We start from the raw sequence: 18,077 nt of genomic DNA, 5'->3' as shown, positions 1-18,077 counted from the left end.
CTCCAGATCGATGGCCCACCCGGCCCGCCGGGTGGGCCATCGGCGTTCCCGGCCACCCGCCACCGGGATTCCGCCCTGCCGCAGCGCCCGGTACGGTGGGCTTCGGTCGCCGCCCGCCGACCCGGCTGAGGCCGAGCAAACCGAAGCTGCTCGACACCGACCGGCAACGGGGAGTGACGACCGGGCTCCTTGGACGTGCCGTGCCCGCACCCGATACCGTGCGGGGAGCCGGCACAGCGGTACGCCGGTGACGCCGGCAGCCATGCCGAGGAGACCGATCGGCACCGGCGAGCCGACATGTGATGGAGGAGGCGCACCCATGACGTCCGAGGGCCCGCACCGCACCGGCCAGGAGCCGGACGAGGTGTCACCGGGCGCCGGCGGACCGGCGCCGTACGGCGACCGCCCGGCGCAGCCGGACAACGGCCACAACGCCGCCGGCCCCGACCTGGGCTGGGCACCCCCGCCACCGGCGCGGCCCGACGCGTCGACGCCGGCATGGGCGACTCAGCCCGAGCAACCGCCGGCCCCCGCCTGGGGTGCCGCCGCTGCTCCACAGCCCACCGACCCGCCGCAGCCCGCCTGGGGTGCCGCCCCCGTGGCGCAGCCCAACGACCCGCCGCAGCCGGCGTGGGCGTCCGGCGGTGGCGCGAGCGAGCCGCCGCAACAGCAGCCGGTCGCCTGGCCTGGCAGCGAGGGCGCAGCAGCCCCGGCGCAGCCGGCCTGGGCCGCACCGCAACAGCAGGGCTGGACGCCGGCTGAGCAGAGCCCGCCCGCACCCACCTGGACCGGAAACGCCGCCGAGCAGCCCGACTGGGTGCAGGCCCAGCCGCCCGCGCGGGGCGCCGCACAGGTGCCGCCCGCCACCACCGCCTGGCCCGCCCAGGAAGACCCGGCCACCTCCGGTGGCTGGGCTGGCGCGGCGCAGACCAACCCGCCCACCGCTGAGTGGCGCGGAGCCGAAGCCCCGCAGGCCGAGCCGCCGCAGGCCGCCACCTGGTCCGGCGGCGCCCAGCAGGACGAGGCATCCGGCAACGGTGGCTGGCCCGCCACCGCAGCGGGACGCGACGACCAGCCCGCGTGGACGCCGGCCGAACAGTCGCCGCCGGCCTGGGGTCAGTCCGCCGAACCGGCCGAGCCCGCCCCCGGGTGGGGTCAGGCCGCCCAGCCCACCGCGGCCCGTGGCGCAGCCCAGGTGCCGGCACCGGCGACGAACTGGCCCGGGCAGGACGACCGGGCCCACTCCGGTGGGTGGGCCGCGCAGCAGCAGGCGCAGCCCGCCGGGTGGGGTGACGGCGACGCGCGGCAGGACCAGCCCGCGCAGCCGGCCGCCTGGGGCGATGCCGAGAGCCGCCCGCAGCAGCCCGACTGGGTGCTCTCACCACAGGAGCAGCCCGCCGAGCGGCCGGAGCCGGTCGGGTGGACGCCCCCGGAGCAGAGCGCACTGCCCTCGCGTGCCAGCGCGCCCGGCAAGGACGGCCCGTCGGAGGTCGAGCCCTGGGCACCCGGCGAGGTGTGGGGTCGCGCCGAAGCGGAAGCCTCCGCGCAGGCCCGTGGCGGTTGGGAGGCGGACCGGGGCGACGAGGTTCCGGCCTACCAGCCCGGCCCCGCGCCGGGCATCTCACCGGCGAACGCGGTGCCGCTGCCTCCGCAGGAGCAGCGCGTGCCGGGCGCCAGCCTGGCGGCTGCCCCGCCAGCCGACTACGCGCCCCAGGCCGCCCAGTTCCCCCCGATCCCCGAGCAGCCCGCGTACGCCGAGCGGGAGATTCCGGACGCCGCCGCGCAGTACGAGGCGGACCAGGCCGGTTGGGGCCGCGCTGAGGACGTTCCCGCGAGTGGCGCCGTGGTGCCCGCACCGCGTACCTCTCCGGAGTCCGGAGCGGGCCGCGCGGTGGTGCCGGTGTCGGACGCCGAGTCGGCAGCCGGCGCGGCGGCCCGGGCCACGGCGAGCGCTTCGGTGCCGCTGGCCAGCCGGGTGATGCCCCCGACCGACCAGGCCATCCGTCCGACCGGCACGGCCACACCACAACCCCGCGTGTACGGCCGGCCGGCCCGACCCGAGCCGGAGAACGAGCCGGAGCCGGAGGCGTTCCAGGCCGACCCGGGTGCCGAGCGCCAGGCCGCCCCGGAGTGGCAGAACGACTCCCCGCACCAGGCCGCACCGGAGTGGGCGAACGAACCGTCCCGCCCGGCCACACCCGAATGGGCGAACGAACCGTCCCGCCCGGCCACACCCGAATGGGCGAACGAACCGTCCCGCCCGGCCGCACCCGAGTGGCCGAACGACCCGCAGCGGCAGGTCGGCCCCGGCTGGGGCGGCGAATCCGCCGCTGAGCCGCGCTTCGACGACCGGCAGCCCGCCCCGAACGCGTTCGGCGAGGCCCAGGCACCGCCGCCGGCGTTCCCGCCCGGCGTGCCGTCGTTCGTCGACGCGCCCGGCAACAACCGGCCGGTGAACGGCACGCGGCCGCACGGCGGTGCCGAGCGCCCGGCCGACCAGTTCGGCGGCCCCGGTTCGCCAGCCGCCGGCACTGCCGCGGTCGGCGGCGCCTCGACCTACGGCGCGCCGAACTTCGGCGGACCGGGCTCCGGCGGGCCGGGCTTCGGCGGGCCGGGCTTCGGCGGGCCGGCCATCGACTCGGGGCCGGGCAACAGCTTCCCGCCGGCCTTCCCGCCACCGCAGCAGCCCGTGCCGTCCTGGGGCCAGGAGCCCGGTAAGTCGGATCACGGTCGGTTCGACGCGTTCAAGCCGGACGCCGAGGAGCCCAAGGCGGAGCTGCCGACGCCGAAGGTACGCAACGGTCGGGTGCTGTCCGCCGTACTGATCGCCGCGGTGCTCATCCTGGCGGTGCCGCTCGGCCTGCTGCTGCTCCTCGGGAAGGTCGGCGAGGACGATCCACCGGCCTTCGACCCGGCGGTCGGCAGCTGCGTGAAGCAGTCCGGTCAGGGTGGCGCCTCGGCGGCGACCTGCGGCGAGGCGGGCTCCTTCAGCGTCGTCTCCAAGGTGGATGCGAAGGAGAAGTGCACCGACACGACGCAGCCGCACGTGGTGCTGCCGGGTAGCGGTGCCAACCGGGTGCTCTGCCTCAAGCCGGCCGCGAAGTAACTCCACCGTCGGCGGGGTCACGGGCAACCGTGACCCCGCCGTCGTCGTACCCTCGCGACGACGACGCGGTCTGTCGTCCGGGTCACGGCGGTCGGGACCGGGGCGTGGCAGGCTGACAGGCATGGGAACGACAGCGCGTGTACGTGCGCCCGAGCTGCGGGGCCGCCAGTGGCTCAACACGGGCGGACGGAACCTGACCTTGCAGGACCTTCGCGGCAAGATCGTGATCGCGGACTTTTGGACGTTCTGCTGCATCAACTGCCTCCACGTGCTGGATGAGCTGCGCCCGCTGGAGGAGAAGTACGGCGACGTGCTCGTCGTGATCGGTGTGCACTCGCCGAAGTTCGAGCACGAGAAGGACGCCGACGCGCTCGTCGCGGCCGTCGAGCGGTACGGGGTGCACCACCCCGTTCTCGACGATCCGGACATGGACATGTGGCAGCAGTACGCGGCCCGCGCCTGGCCGACCCTGTCGGTGATCGACCCCGAGGGTTACGTGGTGGCCACCATGGCGGGCGAGGGTCACGCCGAGGGGTTGGCCCGGTTGATCGACGAGCTGGTCGCCACCCACGAGGCCAAGGGCACCCTGCACCGGGGTGACGGGCCGTACGTTCCGCCGCCGGCCCCGGAGACGGCGCTGCGCTTTCCGGGTAAGGCGGTGCTGCTGCCGAACGGCAACCTGCTGGTCTCGGACTCGGCCCGGCACTCCCTGGTCGAGGTGGCCCCGGACGGCGAGACGCCGGTGCGCCGGATCGGCTCGGGCGAGCGGGGCCGGGCCGACGGGCCGGGTGCCGCGGCGACGTTCTCCGAGCCGCAGGGGGTGTGCCTGCTGCCCACCCATGTCGCCGAGGTCGCCGGCTACGACCTGGTGGTGGCCGACACGGTCAACCACCTGCTGCGGGGCGTACGGCTGGAGTCCGGCGAGGTGGTCACCGTGGCCGGCAGCGGCCGGCAGTGGCGTGCCGAGGTCGACGACCACGCCCACGACGCGCTCGCGGTGGATCTCTCCTCCCCGTGGGATCTGGCCTGGTACGACGACAAACTGATCATCGCGATGGCCGGCATCCACCAGCTCTGGTGGTTCGACCCGATCAAGCGGACCGCGGGCATGTACGCCGGCACCACGGTCGAGGCGCTGCGGGACGGCCCGTTGGCCGAGGCGTGGATGGCGCAGCCGTCGGGGCTGTCCGTCTCCACCGACGGCGCCCGGCTCTGGATCGCCGACAGCGAGACCAGCGCCCTCCGGTACGTGGAAAACGGCGTGCTGGGCACCGCCGTCGGGCAGGGCCTGTTCGACTTCGGGCACGTGGACGGTCCGGCGGAGTCGGCGCTGCTGCAACACCCGCTGGGTGTGTGCGCGTTGCCGGACGGCTCGGTGCTGATCGCGGACACGTACAACGGCGCGGTTCGTCGCTTCGACCCGGCCACCAACCAGGTCTCCACCGTGGCGGACGGGTTGGCGGAGCCGAGCGACCTGGTGCTCAGCCCGGCCGGCGAGGTGCTGGTGGTGGAGTCCGCCGCCCACCGGCTGACCCGGCTCGCCCCGGGTGCCCTGTCGGCGGCGGGTGCCAGCACGGTCGACGGTCCCCGGCACCGCACCGAGCGCAAGCCGACCGACGTCGCGGCCGGTGAGGTCACCCTGGACATCGTCTTCACCCCGGCGCCGGGGCAGAAGCTGGACGAGACGTTCGGGCCGTCGACCCGGTTGGTGGTCTCCGCGTCACCGCCGGAGCTGCTGGTGGATGGTGCCGGCACGGGCACCGAGCTGACCCGTCGGCTGGTGCTCAACGGCGACGTCACCGCCGGGGTGCTCCAGGTGACCGCCCAGGCGGCGACCTGCGACGCGGACGTCGAACACGCGGCGTGTCACCTGACCCGGCAGGACTGGGGCGTACCGGTGCGGGTCGTCGACGGCGCCGTGACCCGCCTGCCGCTGGTGCTGCGCGGCCTGGACGCCTGAGGTGATCGGAGGGGTCCGCCCGGACCCCTCCGATCTCACGCGAAGGGTGCCAGGGTGATGTCGGCGTCGATCAGGCTGGCCCGGACCAGTTCGGCGGCGGAGACCGCTCCCGGGGTGTCGCCGTGCACGCAGATCGAATCGACCGAGCAGGGAATGACGGTGCCGTCCACCGCCACCACGATCCGTTCGGTGGCCATCCGCGCCGCGCGTTCGGCCACCTGCTCCGGGTCGGTGATGACCGCGCCGGGTGTGCCGCGCGGCACCAGCGCCCCGTTGGGCAGGTAGGCACGGTCGGCGAAGGCCTCCGCGACGACCGGCAGGCCCGCGCCGACGGCGAGTTGGGCGAGCATCGAGCCGGGTAGGCAGAGGATGGGCAGCTCAGGGTCGTAGCCGGTGACCGCCGCGACCACCGCCGCCGCCTGGGACTCGTTGGTGCTGGCCGCGTGGTAGAGCGCGCCGTGCGGTTTGAGGTAGCGGACCCGGGTGCCGAACAGCCGGCAGAACGCGTCCAGCGCCCCCATCTGGTAGGTCACCTCGTCGCGCAGCTCGGCGAAGTCGTACGCGATGTGCCGTCGACCGAAGCCGGCCAGGTCCCGGTAGCCGACCTGCGCGCCCACCGCGACCCCGCGTCGCGCGGCGCCCTCGCAGACCCGCCGCATGGTGGACGGGTCGCCACCGTGGAAGCCGCAGGCGACGTTGGCGGAGGTGACGAGGCTCAGCAGCGCCTCGTCGTCGCCGAGACGCCAGATGCCGAATCCCTCGCCCAGGTCAGCGTTGAGGTCCATGAAATCTGACGGTAGTACCTGGCCGGGCCTGCGCGAGCGGGGTCACGTCGGTGACCACCCCGATGACGGGGTATCCGCCGGTGGTCGGATGGTCGGCGAGGAAGATCAGCGGCTGTCCGTTCGCGGGCACCTGCACCGCGCCGAGCACGATGCCCTCGCTTGGCAGTTCGCCGGCCACCGCGCGGGGCAGGGTGGCGCCGGCAAGCCGCGCGCCGACCCGGTTGCTCACCGGACTGACGGTGTACGAGGTGCCGAACAGCCGGTCGAACGCGGTAGGCGTGAACCAGTCCTCCCGAGGACCGGGACCCACCATCAGGTGCAGCTCCGACTCCGCCGCGGAGCAGACGGTCAGGTCCACCGGCGCGGGTGGGCCATGCGGCTCGCCGAGGGGCAGCCGGTCGCCGTCGCGCAAGGGAGCCGGGCCGAGCCCGGACAGGGTGTCGGTGGCCCGACTGCCGAGCACCGGCGACACGTCGATGCCACCCGCCACCGCCAACCAACTCCGTACGCCCCGACGGGCCGGGCCGATCCGCAGCACCGTCCCGGCCGGCACGGTGAGCGGTCGTCCGGTGTCACCGGGCCGATCGCCCGCCCGGACCGTCACCTCGGCCCCGGTGACCGCCACCGTGGTGGCCCGGGTCAGCCGCAGCGTGCAGCCGGACAGGGTGACCTCCAGGCCGGCGGCGTGCTCCGGGTTGCCGACCAGCCGATTGGCCAGCCGCAGAGCAGCCGGGTCGAGGGCGCCGGAGCGGGGTACGCCCAGGTGCGCCCAACCGGGCCGGCCCAGATCCTGCACGGTGGTGAGCGCGCCGGCGCGTAGGACCTCGACGACGGCCGGACGGGTCATGCCGCCACCATCCGCACCCGGGCACCCGGTCCGAGCCGGGCCGGCGGGTCGGCGTCCACGTCGAAGAGGACCAGCTCGGTCCGGCCGACCAGTAGCCAACCTCCGGGGGACGCGCTGGGGTAGATGCCGGCGTACGGGCCCGCCAGGGCGACCGACCCGGGCGGCACCCGGGGGCGGGGGGTGGCCAGCCGGGGCAACGCCAGCTCGGCGGGCAGCCCGGTCAGGTAGGGGAACCCGGGGGCGAAGCCGCAGAACGCGACCCGGAACCGGGTGCCGGTCAGCCGGCGCAGCACGGCGGGCACGTCCCCGCCCCAGTGCTCGGCCACCACCGGCAGGTCCGGCCCGTCGAAGGTGACCGGTACGACCACGTCCGCCGCGTCGTCGGCTCGGTCGTCCGCAGGGGCGTCGTGGTCTTCGGCTTCGCCATCGGCGTGGTCGGGGCCGGCGGTCGCGGCGGCGACGCCGGATGCCCACCGGGTCAGCTGCTCGGCCGCGGCGGTCGGGTCGGGCAGCCCGTCGAGCAGGATCGTGCTGGCCGCTGGCACGATCTCCACGGCGGTCAGGTCACCCCGCTCCCGACGCCGCCACAGCTCGGCGCGCCACGCTTCCACGAGCGCGGCTTCGGACGTGTCGGCGGGGGCGGTGCAGTCGAGTAGCAGGGCGTGCGCCCCGACCTGTCGGATCCGCATCCGCTCATCTTCGCCGATGTCGTGCCGGTACGGAGTTCACGAGGACCGTGCCGGGCGTCACCAACACCACTACTTGCAAGTAACCTACGGTGCCGTAACCTGACTGCGTGAGTACCTCCGCCCCGCTTCGCCTGAAGCCGGTCGACATCGGTAAGCCCCGGATGCGCGGCTGGCTGCACACGTACGCCTTCTTCGTGGCCCTGATCTGCGGCGTCGTGCTGTGCTCGATCGCCGCGACCCGGCCGGGGTGGGCACCCCTGGTCAGCTGCCTGATCTACAGCGTCACGGTGTGCGGGCTCTTCGGCACCAGCGCGCTCTACCACCGTCGGGTGTGGTCGGAACGCGGCTACCAGGTCATGCGCCGGATGGACCATTCGATGATCTTCGTGTTCATCGCCGGCACGTACACACCCCTCTGCACGATGCTGCTCACGCCCCGGCCGGCCACGGTGATGCTGGCCCTGGTCTGGGGCGGCGCGCTGGCCGGTGTGGCAGTCAAGGTGGTGTGGCCGCACGCGCCACGCTGGGTGTCCGCGCCGCTCTACCTGGCGCTGGGCTGGGTGGCCGTGGCCATGTTGCCGGACATCCTGCACGGCGGCGGCGTCGCGGCACTGGTGCTGCTGATCGTCGGCGGCGCGATCTACAGCGTCGGGGCGGTCTTCTACGCGCTGCGCCGGCCCAACCCGTGGCCGACCGTCTTCGGTCACCACGAGTTCTTTCACGCCTGCACGCTGCTGGCGGCACTCTGCCACCACATCGCGATCTACTTCGCGCTGTTCGCCTGACCCAGACGGCGCGGCCGAAACGCCACGGGTGGCAGCCGCCATGATCGTGCTGGAAACGCGAGCCGGGGTCCCGCGACGCTGCGGGACCCCGGAGTTCGCGAGCGAGGATCAGACTGGCCGGCCCGGCCGACGCACCTCGCGGTACTCCTGCACGACCTGGTCGCCCTGGACCGGCACGACCCGGTCAGCCACCACGCGCTCCTCGCGGACCGGCGCGGCGACCACGGTGCGACGGCGGCTGTTCCAGAAGTAGAGGGTGGTGATCAGGCCGGCGACACCGGCCAACATCAGCACCCAGCCGACCACGGACAGGTCCAGCCAGCCCAGATCGGCTTCCACGGCGAATGCGAGGATCGCGCCCAGCGCGATCAAGAAGATGCTGCCACCAATGCCCATGTCTCGCTCCTCGGCTCTAACCTGGCGTACGACGCGCCGCGGCCGTCGGTAGGGGTGCGGCATCCATCGACTTACCCAGGCACGGAGATCGCCAATCGGGCAAGCTGGGGGCATGACGGACGCCGACTCCGAGACGCGGACACTTGTGTTGCTCCGGCACGCGAAGGCCGAGCAGGGGAGTGACGCGGCCGATGATGCCCAGCGCCCGCTCAGTGCCCGCGGGACCGCCGACGCGGCAGCGGCCGGCGCCTGGTTGGCGCACCACGGGTTGCTGCCCGACGTGGTGATCTGCTCGACGGCGAGACGTACCCGGCAGACCTGGCACGGCGTGGCGATGGGGATGACCGGCACACCGCCGGAGGGCGGCCCGACCGGTCCCCGGCCGACGGTGCGTTACGAGCCCGGCGCGTACGACGCCCATCCGGAGGAGTTGTTGGCGCTGGTCCGTACGGTTGACGCGGCGGCCGGCACGGCACTGTTGATTGCCCACAACCCGGGCATCTCCCTGCTCGCGGCCCTTCTCGACCCGGAGGGTGCGTCCGACGAGGGGTTACGGACCGCCGAACTGTCGGTGCACCGTGGCCGGTTCGCCTGGACGGAGTTGGGGCGGGCGGGAGCGCCGATCACGGCACGGCACATCGCACGCGGCTGAGCCACCCGTCGATAAGCGACGGGTGGCTCAGGGGCACGTCCCGGCGTCAGGACGGCGGCGCGGTTGGTGGCGGTGGGTCTGGCGGTGGCGGCATCATCGCCGTCGGATGGGAGAGCCGGTTCTCCTCCACGATGAGGGTCCGGGCCCGCTTGCGTCGGTCCTGCCAGAACCAGACCGTGGTCAGCAGTACGGCCAGCCCGGCCAGGATGAACACCCAGCCGACCGCCCGTACGTCGATCCACCAGACGTTGGCCCTCAGTGCGAAGGTCAGGATCGCGCCGATCGCGATGAGAAAAATGCCGCTTCCTACACCCATGTGCGCTGCACTCCCCCGTGCGGTGGCTCTGGGCGTTCCCTTTCGAGGTCACGCGACGGTTACCCGCCACGCCAGCGGCATACCCGACCGGCCCCGCCCAATACGCGGCGACGGCCGGCGGGGCAGCGCCCCACCGGCCGTCGGTGTGTCCGGTCCCGGGTGGTGCGACCCGGAAGGTCAGCCGTGCCGTGGCACGGTCAGAAGGCCTCCTCCGGGAGGTCCATGATGTCGAGGTCGGTGCTCTCGATGATCCGTCGGTCGGCGCCGATGCGGGGCAGCACCTCGCGGGCGAAGAAACGGGCGGCGGCCACCTTACCGGTGTAGAACGCCTTGTCACTGACGGTGACCTCGCCGGCCAGCGCCTTCAGCGCCACCTCGGCCTGCCGCTGGAGCAGCCAGCCGACCACCAGGTCGCCGATCGCGAGCAGGAAGCGCCGGCTGCTCAGCCCGACCTTGTAGAGCGCGCGGGTGTCGCCACCCTGCGCCTCGCCCAGCCAGCCGGTCAGCGCACCGAGGATGGTCTGCACCTCGACGAGCGCCTTGCCGAGCGCCTGCCGTTCCTCCTTGAGCTGGCCGTTGCCCGCCTCGGAGGAGATGAACTCCTGGATCTCGCCGGCGACCGCCATCAGCGCCTTGCCGTTGTCCCGGACGATCTTGCGGAAGATCAGGTCCAGGCTCTGGATGGCGGTGGTGCCCTCGTACAGGGTGTCGATCTTGGCGTCGCGGACGTACTGCTCCAGCGGGTAGTCCTGGAGGAACCCGGAGCCACCGAAGGTCTGTAGTGCCTCGTGCCCGAGCATCTCGTACGCCCGCTCCGAACCGACGCCCTTGACCAGCGGCAACAGCAGGTCGTTGACCCGCTTGGCCAGCTTGGTGGCCTTCTCGTCGCCGGCGGCCTCGGCGATGGCGACCTTGTCCTGCCAGGTGGCGGTGTAGAGGACAAGGGCACGAAGACCCTCGGCGTACGACTTCTGCAGCAGCAGCGAGCGGCGGACGTCCGGGTGGTGGGTGATGGTGACCCGCGGGGCGGTCTTGTCCGCCTGCTGGATCAGGTCGGCGCCCTGCACCCGGCTCTTCGCGTACTCCAGGGCGTTGAGGTAGCCGGTGGAGAGGGTCGCGATGGCCTTGGTGCCGACCAACATCCGGGCGTACTCGATGATCATGAACATCTGCCGGATGCCGTCGTGCTTGTCGCCCAGCAGCCAGCCCTGGGCCGGTACACCGTGCTCGCCGAAGGTCAGCTCGCAGGTGTTGGAGACCTTCAGGCCCATCTTGTGCTCGACGTTCGTGGTGTAGACGCCGTTGCGCTCACCCAGCTCGCCGGTGGTCTCGTCGAAGTGGAACTTCGGCACCACGAAGAGCGACAGGCCCTTGGTGCCGGGGCCACCGACGCCCTCCACGCCGACCGGACGGGCCAGCACGTAGTGCACGATGTTGTCGCTCAGGTCGTGCTCGCCCGAGGTGATGAAGCGCTTCACGCCCTCGATGTGCCAGGAGCCGTCGGGCTGCTGGGTCGCGCGGGCGCGGCCGGCGCCCACGTCCGAGCCGGCGTCCGGCTCGGTGAGGACCATCGTCGAGCCCCACTGCTTGTCGATGAAGAGCTTGGCCCACTTCTTCTGCCGCTCGGTGCCCTCGACGTGCAGCACGTGCGCGAAGGACGGGCCGGAGGCGTACATCCAGATCGGGGCGTTCGAGCCGAGCACCAGCTCGGCCATCGCCCACCAGAGGGCGCGCGGCGCGTTCGTCCCGCCCAGAGCCGGCGGGAGGTCGAGCCGCCAGAACTCGGAGTCCATGAACGCCTGGTAGGACTTCTTGAACGACGCCGGCAGCGGCGCGGTGTGCGTGGCCGGGTCGAACACCGGCGGGTTGCGGTCACTGTCGGTGTAGCTGGCGGCCAGGTCCTCGCGCGCGAGGCGGTCGAGCTCGGCGAGGAAGCTGCGGGCGGTGTCGGTGTCGAGATCCGAGTACGGCTCCTGGCCGAACGACCGGTCGGCACCGAAGACCTCGAACAGGTTGAACTCAAGGTCCCGCAGGTTGCTCTTGTAGTGGGTCATGCTCACTGGCCCCGCTTCCGGACAGGTGTTACCGATCAGTAACCCTGACTGTATTACTCGCGGGTAGGCAGCGACAAGCGGATCACCCAAGTGACAGCGATTACACACAACTCCGTAACCCAGCCCGGTCAGCTCTCGGCGGCACCGACCTCCCAACTCGGGACGGCCGCCGCCGCGCCGGCACGGGCACCGACGTACTCCATCAGGACCAGGGCGATGTCGTCGTCGAGGTGGCCGTGCACCCACTCGGCCAGGGCGGTCTCCAGGGAGGCCAGCCCGTCGGCGACCGTGCCGTGACCGAGCAGCCGCCAGGCGCGGTCGGCGGTGGGGAAGAACTCACCATCCCGCCGCGCCTCGCCGAGGCCGTCGGTGAACAGCAGCAGCCGGTCTCCCGGCTCCAGGCGCTCGACCCGGGGGCGGACCACCGGCATGAACCCGAGCGGGGGTGCCGGCGCCGGCGGTTCCAGCGGGATCACCGCACCCCGGCGCAGCAGCAGCGGTGCCGGATGCCCGCAGTTGACGATGGTGAGCGTGCCGCCGCGCTCCTCGACGAGCGCCGCGGTCACGAAGTCCTCGTCGCCGACGTTGCGGGCCACCGCGCGGTCCAGATCGGCGACGACGGCGCGCAGGTCCGCACGCTCGTAGGCCACGTGCCGGTAGGAGCCGAGAACGATGCTCGCCAGCCGAACCGCGTCCAGGCCCTTGCCGCGCACGTCACCGATGATCATGCGGACGCCGTAGGGCGTGTCGATCGCCTCGTACAGGTCACCACCGATCTCGGCAGTCGCGGTGGAGGAGATGTAGCGTCCCGCGACCGAGAGCGTCCCGACCTGTGGCCCGAGTGGACGCAGTACCGCCTGCTGGGCCACCGAGGCGAGCTTGGTCAGCTCGACGATCTGCTCCGCCTGCCGCTGCCGGACCGACGCCACCGTCACCGCCAGTCCGGTGACGACCGCGACCGAGACCACGCTGACCGGCGTGATCATTGACATCTTCGGCTCGGTCAGGGCGAAGCCGGCCCCGGTCAGGGTCGCCACGACACCCACACCCAGCACCACCGGCCACGACGCCACGGCGGCGGCCAGCAACGGTACGGCCGACAACAGCGCGACGTAGTGGGCGAAACGGCCATCCGCCGCCTCCACCGCCGACACGATCGCGAGCAGGACAAGGGCCGCGCCGAGGCCGGCGCGGGATCCGGGGCTCAGCGGGCGACGGCCCGACTGGAGGAGTCGCGTGGGTACGACTGACAGTTTGCCTGATCCACGTGAACCGGTGAATGAACCTGACCCGTCGTCCGAGAAGGTTCTGTCCGGCCGGCCCGGTCGACCGGCCGAATCGGCGCGACCCGACCCGGTCAGCCGAGGACCTCGTAGCGGACGGTGAGCGCGCCCACGTCGACCGAGGCGATGGTGGCGAACGCCGCCCGGGAGAGGTCGAGGCAGCGGCCGTCGATGAACGGGCCGCGGTCGTTGATCCGCACCACGACCGACTTGCCGTTGGCCGGGTTGGTCACCCGGACCTTGGTGTTGAACGGCAGCGTCTTGTGCGCGGCGGTCAGCGCGCTCGGGTTGAACGACTCACCGTTGGCCGTCAACTGCCCGTCGGAGTAGAACGACGCGCCACACGAGCCGCTCTCCACCACCTTCGGCGCCGGGGTGGTCTTCTTCGCGGTCGGCTTGGGCTTCGGCGGCGCGGTACGGGCCTTGCCCCGGGAGGCCGCCTGCTGCGACCGGATGGCCGACGGGCTGGCGGACACGCTCGGCGAAGGGCTGGCGGTCGGGGAGGTGGCCGGGGAACTGGGGGTGAGGCTGCTCGCCGCGGTGGTCGGGGTGAAGTCGAGGGTCGTCTGCCCCGACTGAGCGGAGCCGGAGGTCAGCTGAACGGCACCGACCGTGCCCCCGACCGCGAGGGCGACGCCGACCGCCGCGGTGGCCACGATGCCCGCCGGGGAGGAGAAGATGCGGGTACGGGAGTGCTTGGCTGCCACCGGCCCGGTCCTTTCGTCGTCTGAACAAACCGGGTCGGACCGTAACGAGAGAAGCACTTCCGACGTCAACGTGATCATGGTGGTATGCCCGTATTTGCACAGGTACGTGTAGCCGATCATCCGACCCCGGGTGGGCCGGCCGGCCCGGGTGCCGACCGGCCGGCCTTGGGTGTCGCAGGATGAGCGGATGCCCGCCGACCTGACCGCACGCCTGGCCGCCCTGTTCCAGTGGATCGACCCCGGGCCGGGCACCAGCCACCTGGTCAGCGACATCTCCGGCTGGTGGCGGGACCCGACGGTGCTGGCGGAGCTGGGACCGGCCCTGGTCGCGCCGTACCGCTCCGCCCGGCCGACGGTGGTGCTCGCCCCAGCGGTCACCGGGTTGCTGCTCGGGCCGTTGGCCGCCACCGCCCTCGGGGTCGGCTTCGTGGCCGCCCACAAGCCCGCCGACGGGCGGTTGCCGGCCGGGCCGCTCACCTGGGCGCAGAGCCCGCCGGACTACCGGGGCCGGCGAGTCGACCTGGCCGTACGGGACCGACACCTCGGCCCCGGCGACCGGGTCCTGGTGGTCGACGACTGGGTGCGTACCGGCGCTCAACTCCACGCCCTGTACGACATCTGTGCCGCACGCGGCGCCGAGGTGCTGGGCACCGCCGTGGTGGCGGTCGACTGCCCACCGGAGGTCGCGGCTGAGCTGCGCGTCACCGGCCTGATCAACGCGGCCGATCTGCCCACGTGACGGCGGTTTGCGGCGGCGGTACGGGGCGCACTGGCCTAGCCTCGGCAGGATGTGGCCTCGGATCGGTGGACTGCGCACCCTCGCCCTCGGCACTCCCGGTGAGCTGCGGGCGACCCTCAACACCCTGGTACTCGCCGGCGTGAAGACCGCGACGGCCGGACGGCTCGCCTACTACGCGGAAGAAGGCGAGGAGTTGGAGCACGTCGGCGAACGGCTGGCGCTTGTCGACGACGACGACGCGCTGGCCGGCGTGGTGGAGGTCACCGGGCTGGAGGTGGTCCGCTTCGCGGACGTGTCCTGGGACTTCGCCCACTCCGAGGGCGAGGGTGACCGGTCGATCGAGGAGTGGCGGGCCGGGCACTCGGCCTACTGGGCGCGGCTTGGCACCCCGGTCGATGACGACACCCCGATCGTCTGCATCCGCCTGCGGCTGGTCTCCGGCGGGGAGGGCGGCGTGGCCAGCGGCGACCTCGGCACCTGAGCCGGTCGCGGCGGCGGCGCGGTCCCTACCGGGGATGCGTGTTCAGCCGCGCAACTGCGGGAGCAGTCGGGTCGCCACGTCCGCCAGGACGGCCTCGTCGCCCGCGTACCAACTGCTGGCCCGCGGCCAGTGCGCCACCACGTCGGTGAAGCCGAGGTCGGCGGCCCGGCCGACCTGATCGGCGAAGAACTGCGCGCTGCTGAGCGAGAAGACCGGTGCGGCGTCCAGCGAGAGATAACGGTCCAGGGTTGCCGGATCGCGGCCGGCCTCGTCCAACGTCCGGTCCATCCGCGCGGACAGGGCGGCCACGCTGTCCCACCAGCCGGCCAGGTCGTTGTCGTCACCGGTGCCGGTGGTCACCCAGCCCTGGCCGAAGCGGGCCACCAGCCGCATCGACCGTGGCCCGTTGGCGGCCACCACGAACGGCACCCGGGGCTGCTGAACGCAGGCGGGGTTGTTGCGGGCGTCCACGGCGGCGAACCAGTCACCACGCCAGGTGGTGCCGTCCTCGCGGAGGATCAGATCCAGCAGCTCGCTGAACTCGGCGAACCGTTCGACCCGCTGGCGCGGCGGCAGCGTCTCGCCGCCCAGCACCGCCGAGTCGAAACCGATGCCGCCCGCGCCGAGGCCGAGGACCAACCGACCAGCGGAGACGTCATCCACGGTGGTGATCTGCCGGACGAACGCGGCCGGGTGCCGGAAGTTCGGCGACGCGACGAGGGTGCCCAGCCGGATGCGGGAGGTCACCGTGGCGGCGGCGGTCAGCGTGGCCATCGAGTCGAACCACGGGCCGTCGACAAGGTCCCGCCAGCCCAGGTGGTCGTACGTCCAGGCGTGGTCGAAGCCCCACTCCTCAACCTGCCGCCAGCGATGCCGCGACTCCGCCCACCGCTGGTCGGGCAGAATCACGATGCCAATCCTCATGATCACCAGCCTAGTCGTGCCCGCCGGAGCTGCCCTAACATCGTGGTGATGCGGAGGATCGGGCCGACGGTACGACCGGCGGGACTGTCAGATGTGCCGGCACTCGTGGATCTGCGCCTGGCGAACGCCGAAGCTCACCTCTCCCTGGCCCCCGACGTCTACCGGCTGCCGCAGCGCGAGGCGGTCGCCCACCATTTCACGGCAGTGCTGACCAAGGGGGCTGGCGGGGACGCGATTCTCGTCGCGGAGTTGGACGGGCAGGTGGTCGGAATGGTCGAGCTGCTGCGCCTGCCCGAGCCGCCGGCGCACCAGATCCTGCGTCCCGAGCCGTCGGCACAGATCCACACGGTGGTGTCCGGCACGGCCCGGGGACGCGGGGTCGATTCGGCCCTGGTCGACGCTGCCGGCCGATGGGCGGCCGAGAACGGGATCACCAGCCTGTCGGCGGGCATCCACCACCGCAACGACGGTGCGGTGCGCTTCTACCGCCGCCACGGCTACGCCCCCTCGGGCACCTTGCTGAACCGGCAACTCGAGGGCTAGCCAAGCCTGCCCGATGTGTCGAGTGCTGCCGAGGAGGTCACCGACGTCGACCGCGCAGGGCACCGCGCGGCGCTGGTTCCCGCTACCGTTCCGGCGTGGACCTACCGGCGCAGCGGGTCGAGACCGTACGAGCACTCGGCACGGTGTCGCTGGTTGCCGGGTTCATGATCTCGCTCATCACCATGGCGTCCGACTACAGCGGGCTTGATCCGCACATCCTCGCCACCTTCCTCATCCTGACCGGCCTCGGTCTGCGGATCGAGGCGGCGATCCGCAACCGCAGGTCGTAGCCGTCCCGGCCGGAGCAACAGGTGACGCGCGTCACACTTCGGCTCGGTAGGGCGCCGGCGTTCGGCTCCGACCCCTCGGGGAGCGACACCCGGGTCGAGGTGTCAGCCGAGGAGAGGACCAGGCGCGATGACGAAGGTGACCGCACAACTGTCCGTGTCGATGGACGGCTTCTACGCCGGCCCCCAGTTCGACGGGAACGGCAACTGGATGGACTCGGCGGAGAGCGCCGGGTTCTTCCGGGTGACCCGCTGGGCGACCGAGGTCGCGGCGTGGCGTGAACGACAGGGCTTCGCCGGCGGGGAGCGGGACGCCAACTCCGAGGTCGTCGCCGAGTCGTTCGGGGCCGCCGGGGCGTACGTGATGGGGCGCCGGATGGCCGACGGCGGTGAGGTGCCGTGGGGCGAGGAGCCGCCGTTTCGCGCGCCGGTCTTCGTCGTCACGCACCGCCCCCGTCCGACTCTGCTGCGCGGCGGAGGCACCAGCTTCACCTACGTCACCGAGGGCGTGGCCAGCGCCGTCGAGCAGGCGCGCGCCGCGGCCGGCGGTAAGAACGTCGCCGTGGCCGGAGGCGGCGCCCTGGTGCGGCAGGTGCTCAGGGCCGGCCTGCTCGACGAGTTGGAGCTGCACGTCGTACCCGTCGTTCTCGGCACCGGACTCCGGCTGTTCGACGCGGACCTCGACCTCGGCGAGAAGGAGGCGATCGAGCTGACGCCGACCCGGGTCATCCACACGCCGCAGGTCACCCACATCCGGTACGAGGTGAACGGTCGGGCGCCCCTCGTGCTCGACGATCGGGGCAGCGGCGGTGGCCCGACGGCGACCACCAACTGAATCCGACACGTCGAACCGAGAGGAGATGGCCATGCCGCAGCTGCTGCGGGTGCAGTGCTTCAACGTTTCGCGGGACGGATTCGGCACCGGAGAGGGACAGAGCCTGGAACGGCCCTTCGGCCACGCGGACCCCACCCCGCTGTTCTCCTGGCGGGCCGCCACCGCCAGCTTCGTGTATCGCACCGAGCCGGGCGGCACTCGCGGCCTGGACGACTACCTGACCCGCGACGCCGAGTGCAACATCGGCGCGGAGATCATGGGTCGCAACAAGTTCGGCCCCCAGCGTGGCCCCTGGGAGAACCATGACTGGCAGGGCTGGTGGGGCGACAACCCGCCGTTCCACACGCCGGTCTTCGTGCTCACCCACCACGAGCGCCCGTCGTTCAGCCTCTCCGACACCACGTTCCACTTCCTCGACGCCAGCCCGGCCGAGGCCCTGGCCCAGGCGAAACAGGCAGCCGACGGTCGGGACGTACGCCTCGGTGGTGGGGTCGACACCATCCGCCAGTTCATCGAGGCCGACCTGGTCGACACGATGCACATCGTGGTCGCGCCCGTCGATCTCGACCGGGGCGAGCGGTTGTGGGACAGCCCGGACGACCTTCTCGACCGCTTCCACCGTGAGTCGGTGCCCAGCCCGAGCGGGGTCACCCACCTGCTGTTCTGGCGACGGTGACGGCAGCCGATC

19 protein-coding genes are annotated in these 18,077 nt (G+C 72.6%); 10 read left to right on the top strand and 9 right to left on the bottom strand.

What is annotated here, in order from left to right; translation table 11 throughout:
- The first annotated feature begins 319 nt into the window (after positions 1-319).
- Together AB0A90_RS07735 and AB0A90_RS07730 are read left to right on the top strand one after the other, a co-directional pair.
- Complete coding sequence (locus AB0A90_RS07735) at positions 320-3,106, top strand: hypothetical protein (protein WP_357243342.1); 2,787 nt, start codon at positions 320-322, stop codon at positions 3,104-3,106.
- A 121-nt stretch (positions 3,107-3,227) separates the two neighbouring features.
- Positions 3,228-5,066, top strand: coding sequence for an NHL domain-containing thioredoxin family protein (locus AB0A90_RS07730; RefSeq protein ID WP_357243339.1), 1,839 nt, complete (start codon positions 3,228-3,230; stop codon positions 5,064-5,066).
- A 35-nt stretch (positions 5,067-5,101) separates the two neighbouring features.
- Here the strand turns inward: AB0A90_RS07730 and AB0A90_RS07725 are convergent, their stop codons facing one another.
- Genes AB0A90_RS07725 through AB0A90_RS07715 form a run of 3 tightly spaced genes read right to left on the bottom strand, consistent with a single transcriptional unit; the run spans position 5,102 to position 7,387 of the window.
- Positions 5,102-5,851 carry a 5-oxoprolinase subunit PxpA gene (locus AB0A90_RS07725; protein WP_357243335.1) on the bottom strand — a complete coding sequence of 250 codons (750 nt, stop codon included), beginning with the start codon at positions 5,849-5,851 and terminating at the stop codon, positions 5,102-5,104.
- A complete protein-coding gene (locus AB0A90_RS07720; protein WP_357243332.1) occupies positions 5,835-6,698 on the bottom strand; it encodes a biotin-dependent carboxyltransferase family protein in 864 nt (287 codons plus the stop codon). Before AB0A90_RS07720 ends, AB0A90_RS07725 begins: the two co-directional genes overlap by 17 nt.
- The gene (locus tag AB0A90_RS07715) at positions 6,695-7,387 is read right to left on the bottom strand and encodes an allophanate hydrolase subunit 1 (RefSeq protein ID WP_357243329.1); all 693 of its coding nucleotides are present in this window, start codon (positions 7,385-7,387) and stop codon (positions 6,695-6,697) included. Before AB0A90_RS07715 ends, AB0A90_RS07720 begins: the two co-directional genes overlap by 4 nt.
- 107 nt (positions 7,388-7,494) lie before the next feature.
- On the opposite strand from AB0A90_RS07715, the gene AB0A90_RS07710 reads away from it, so the two are divergent.
- The gene (locus AB0A90_RS07710) at positions 7,495-8,172 is read left to right on the top strand and encodes a hemolysin III family protein (RefSeq protein ID WP_357243326.1); all 678 of its coding nucleotides are present in this window, start codon (positions 7,495-7,497) and stop codon (positions 8,170-8,172) included.
- Positions 8,173-8,280: 108 nt separating this feature from the next.
- On the opposite strand, the gene AB0A90_RS07705 is transcribed toward AB0A90_RS07710, so the two are convergent.
- Complete coding sequence (locus tag AB0A90_RS07705) at positions 8,281-8,568, bottom strand: DUF6458 family protein (protein ID WP_357243322.1); 288 nt, start codon at positions 8,566-8,568, stop codon at positions 8,281-8,283.
- 112 nt (positions 8,569-8,680) lie between these two features.
- Here AB0A90_RS07705 and AB0A90_RS07700 point away from each other — a divergent pair, with 112 nt between their 5' ends.
- The gene (locus AB0A90_RS07700) at positions 8,681-9,220 is read left to right on the top strand and encodes a histidine phosphatase family protein (protein WP_357243318.1); all 540 of its coding nucleotides are present in this window, start codon (positions 8,681-8,683) and stop codon (positions 9,218-9,220) included.
- A 46-nt stretch (positions 9,221-9,266) separates the two neighbouring features.
- On the opposite strand, the gene AB0A90_RS07695 is transcribed toward AB0A90_RS07700, so the two are convergent.
- The 4 genes from AB0A90_RS07695 to AB0A90_RS07680 all read right to left on the bottom strand — a co-directional run bounded on the left by AB0A90_RS07695 (position 9,267) and on the right by AB0A90_RS07680 (position 13,580).
- Entirely contained in the window at positions 9,267-9,536 is a 270-nt protein-coding gene (locus AB0A90_RS07695; RefSeq protein WP_030487564.1) for a DUF6458 family protein, read from the bottom strand.
- 197 nt (positions 9,537-9,733) lie between these two features.
- Entirely contained in the window at positions 9,734-11,590 is a 1,857-nt protein-coding gene (locus AB0A90_RS07690) for an acyl-CoA dehydrogenase (RefSeq protein ID WP_357244081.1), read from the bottom strand.
- 128 nt (positions 11,591-11,718) lie between these two features.
- Positions 11,719-12,843, bottom strand: coding sequence for a PP2C family protein-serine/threonine phosphatase (locus tag AB0A90_RS07685; protein WP_357244078.1), 1,125 nt, complete (start codon positions 12,841-12,843; stop codon positions 11,719-11,721).
- Between the two features lie 104 nt (positions 12,844-12,947).
- Positions 12,948-13,580 (bottom strand): septal ring lytic transglycosylase RlpA family protein, encoded by a 633-nt coding sequence (locus tag AB0A90_RS07680; protein WP_357243315.1) that lies wholly within the window; start codon positions 13,578-13,580, stop codon positions 12,948-12,950.
- Between the two features lie 187 nt (positions 13,581-13,767).
- Between AB0A90_RS07680 and AB0A90_RS07675 the strand changes: the two genes are divergently transcribed.
- Entirely contained in the window at positions 13,768-14,319 is a 552-nt protein-coding gene (locus AB0A90_RS07675) for a phosphoribosyltransferase family protein (protein ID WP_357243312.1), read from the top strand.
- A gap of 49 nt (positions 14,320-14,368) precedes the next feature.
- Entirely contained in the window at positions 14,369-14,800 is a 432-nt protein-coding gene (locus tag AB0A90_RS07670; RefSeq protein WP_357243309.1) for an ASCH domain-containing protein, read from the top strand.
- 42 nt (positions 14,801-14,842) lie between these two features.
- On the opposite strand, the gene AB0A90_RS07665 is transcribed toward AB0A90_RS07670, so the two are convergent.
- Positions 14,843-15,730 carry an LLM class flavin-dependent oxidoreductase gene (locus AB0A90_RS07665; protein ID WP_357243306.1) on the bottom strand — a complete coding sequence of 296 codons (888 nt, stop codon included), beginning with the start codon at positions 15,728-15,730 and terminating at the stop codon, positions 14,843-14,845.
- 42 nt (positions 15,731-15,772) lie between these two features.
- On the opposite strand from AB0A90_RS07665, the gene AB0A90_RS07660 reads away from it, so the two are divergent.
- From AB0A90_RS07660 to AB0A90_RS07645, 4 genes are all read left to right on the top strand, one after another.
- Entirely contained in the window at positions 15,773-16,267 is a 495-nt protein-coding gene (locus AB0A90_RS07660; protein WP_357243303.1) for a GNAT family N-acetyltransferase, read from the top strand.
- A gap of 95 nt (positions 16,268-16,362) precedes the next feature.
- Positions 16,363-16,557 (top strand): hypothetical protein, encoded by a 195-nt coding sequence (locus tag AB0A90_RS07655; protein ID WP_357243300.1) that lies wholly within the window; start codon positions 16,363-16,365, stop codon positions 16,555-16,557.
- A 127-nt stretch (positions 16,558-16,684) separates the two neighbouring features.
- The gene (locus tag AB0A90_RS07650; protein WP_357243297.1) at positions 16,685-17,389 is read left to right on the top strand and encodes a dihydrofolate reductase family protein; all 705 of its coding nucleotides are present in this window, start codon (positions 16,685-16,687) and stop codon (positions 17,387-17,389) included.
- Between the two features lie 31 nt (positions 17,390-17,420).
- Entirely contained in the window at positions 17,421-18,065 is a 645-nt protein-coding gene (locus AB0A90_RS07645; RefSeq protein ID WP_357243294.1) for a dihydrofolate reductase family protein, read from the top strand.
- Positions 18,066-18,077: the final 12 nt, after the last annotated feature.

The sequence above is a fragment of the Micromonospora sp. NPDC049204 genome, from assembly GCF_040647935.1.
In the GTDB taxonomy this organism is placed as follows: domain Bacteria; phylum Actinomycetota; class Actinomycetes; order Mycobacteriales; family Micromonosporaceae; genus Micromonospora.
This window is presented reverse-complemented; position numbering and strand designations above follow the sequence as displayed.

Excerpts from the sequence above, each read along its gene's own strand:
- AB0A90_RS07735 (WP_357243342.1), top strand. The coding sequence starts at position 320 with ATGACGTCCGAGGGCCCGCACCGCACCGGCCAGGAGCCGGACGAGGTG.
- AB0A90_RS07730 (WP_357243339.1), top strand. The coding sequence starts at position 3,228 with ATGGGAACGACAGCGCGTGTACGTGCGCCCGAGCTGCGGGGCCGCCAG.
- AB0A90_RS07725 (WP_357243335.1), bottom strand. The coding sequence starts at position 5,851 with ATGGACCTCAACGCTGACCTGGGCGAGGGATTCGGCATCTGGCGTCTC.
- AB0A90_RS07720 (WP_357243332.1), bottom strand. The coding sequence starts at position 6,698 with ATGACCCGTCCGGCCGTCGTCGAGGTCCTACGCGCCGGCGCGCTCACC.
- AB0A90_RS07715 (WP_357243329.1), bottom strand. The coding sequence starts at position 7,387 with ATGCGGATCCGACAGGTCGGGGCGCACGCCCTGCTACTCGACTGCACC.
- AB0A90_RS07705 (WP_357243322.1), bottom strand. The coding sequence starts at position 8,568 with ATGGGCATTGGTGGCAGCATCTTCTTGATCGCGCTGGGCGCGATCCTC.
- AB0A90_RS07700 (WP_357243318.1), top strand. The coding sequence starts at position 8,681 with ATGACGGACGCCGACTCCGAGACGCGGACACTTGTGTTGCTCCGGCAC.
- AB0A90_RS07695 (WP_030487564.1), bottom strand. The coding sequence starts at position 9,536 with ATGGGTGTAGGAAGCGGCATTTTTCTCATCGCGATCGGCGCGATCCTG.
- AB0A90_RS07690 (WP_357244081.1), bottom strand. The coding sequence starts at position 11,590 with ATGACCCACTACAAGAGCAACCTGCGGGACCTTGAGTTCAACCTGTTC.
- AB0A90_RS07675 (WP_357243312.1), top strand. The coding sequence starts at position 13,768 with ATGCCCGCCGACCTGACCGCACGCCTGGCCGCCCTGTTCCAGTGGATC.
- AB0A90_RS07670 (WP_357243309.1), top strand. The coding sequence starts at position 14,369 with ATGTGGCCTCGGATCGGTGGACTGCGCACCCTCGCCCTCGGCACTCCC.
- AB0A90_RS07660 (WP_357243303.1), top strand. The coding sequence starts at position 15,773 with ATGCGGAGGATCGGGCCGACGGTACGACCGGCGGGACTGTCAGATGTG.
- AB0A90_RS07650 (WP_357243297.1), top strand. The coding sequence starts at position 16,685 with ATGACGAAGGTGACCGCACAACTGTCCGTGTCGATGGACGGCTTCTAC.
- AB0A90_RS07645 (WP_357243294.1), top strand. The coding sequence starts at position 17,421 with ATGCCGCAGCTGCTGCGGGTGCAGTGCTTCAACGTTTCGCGGGACGGA.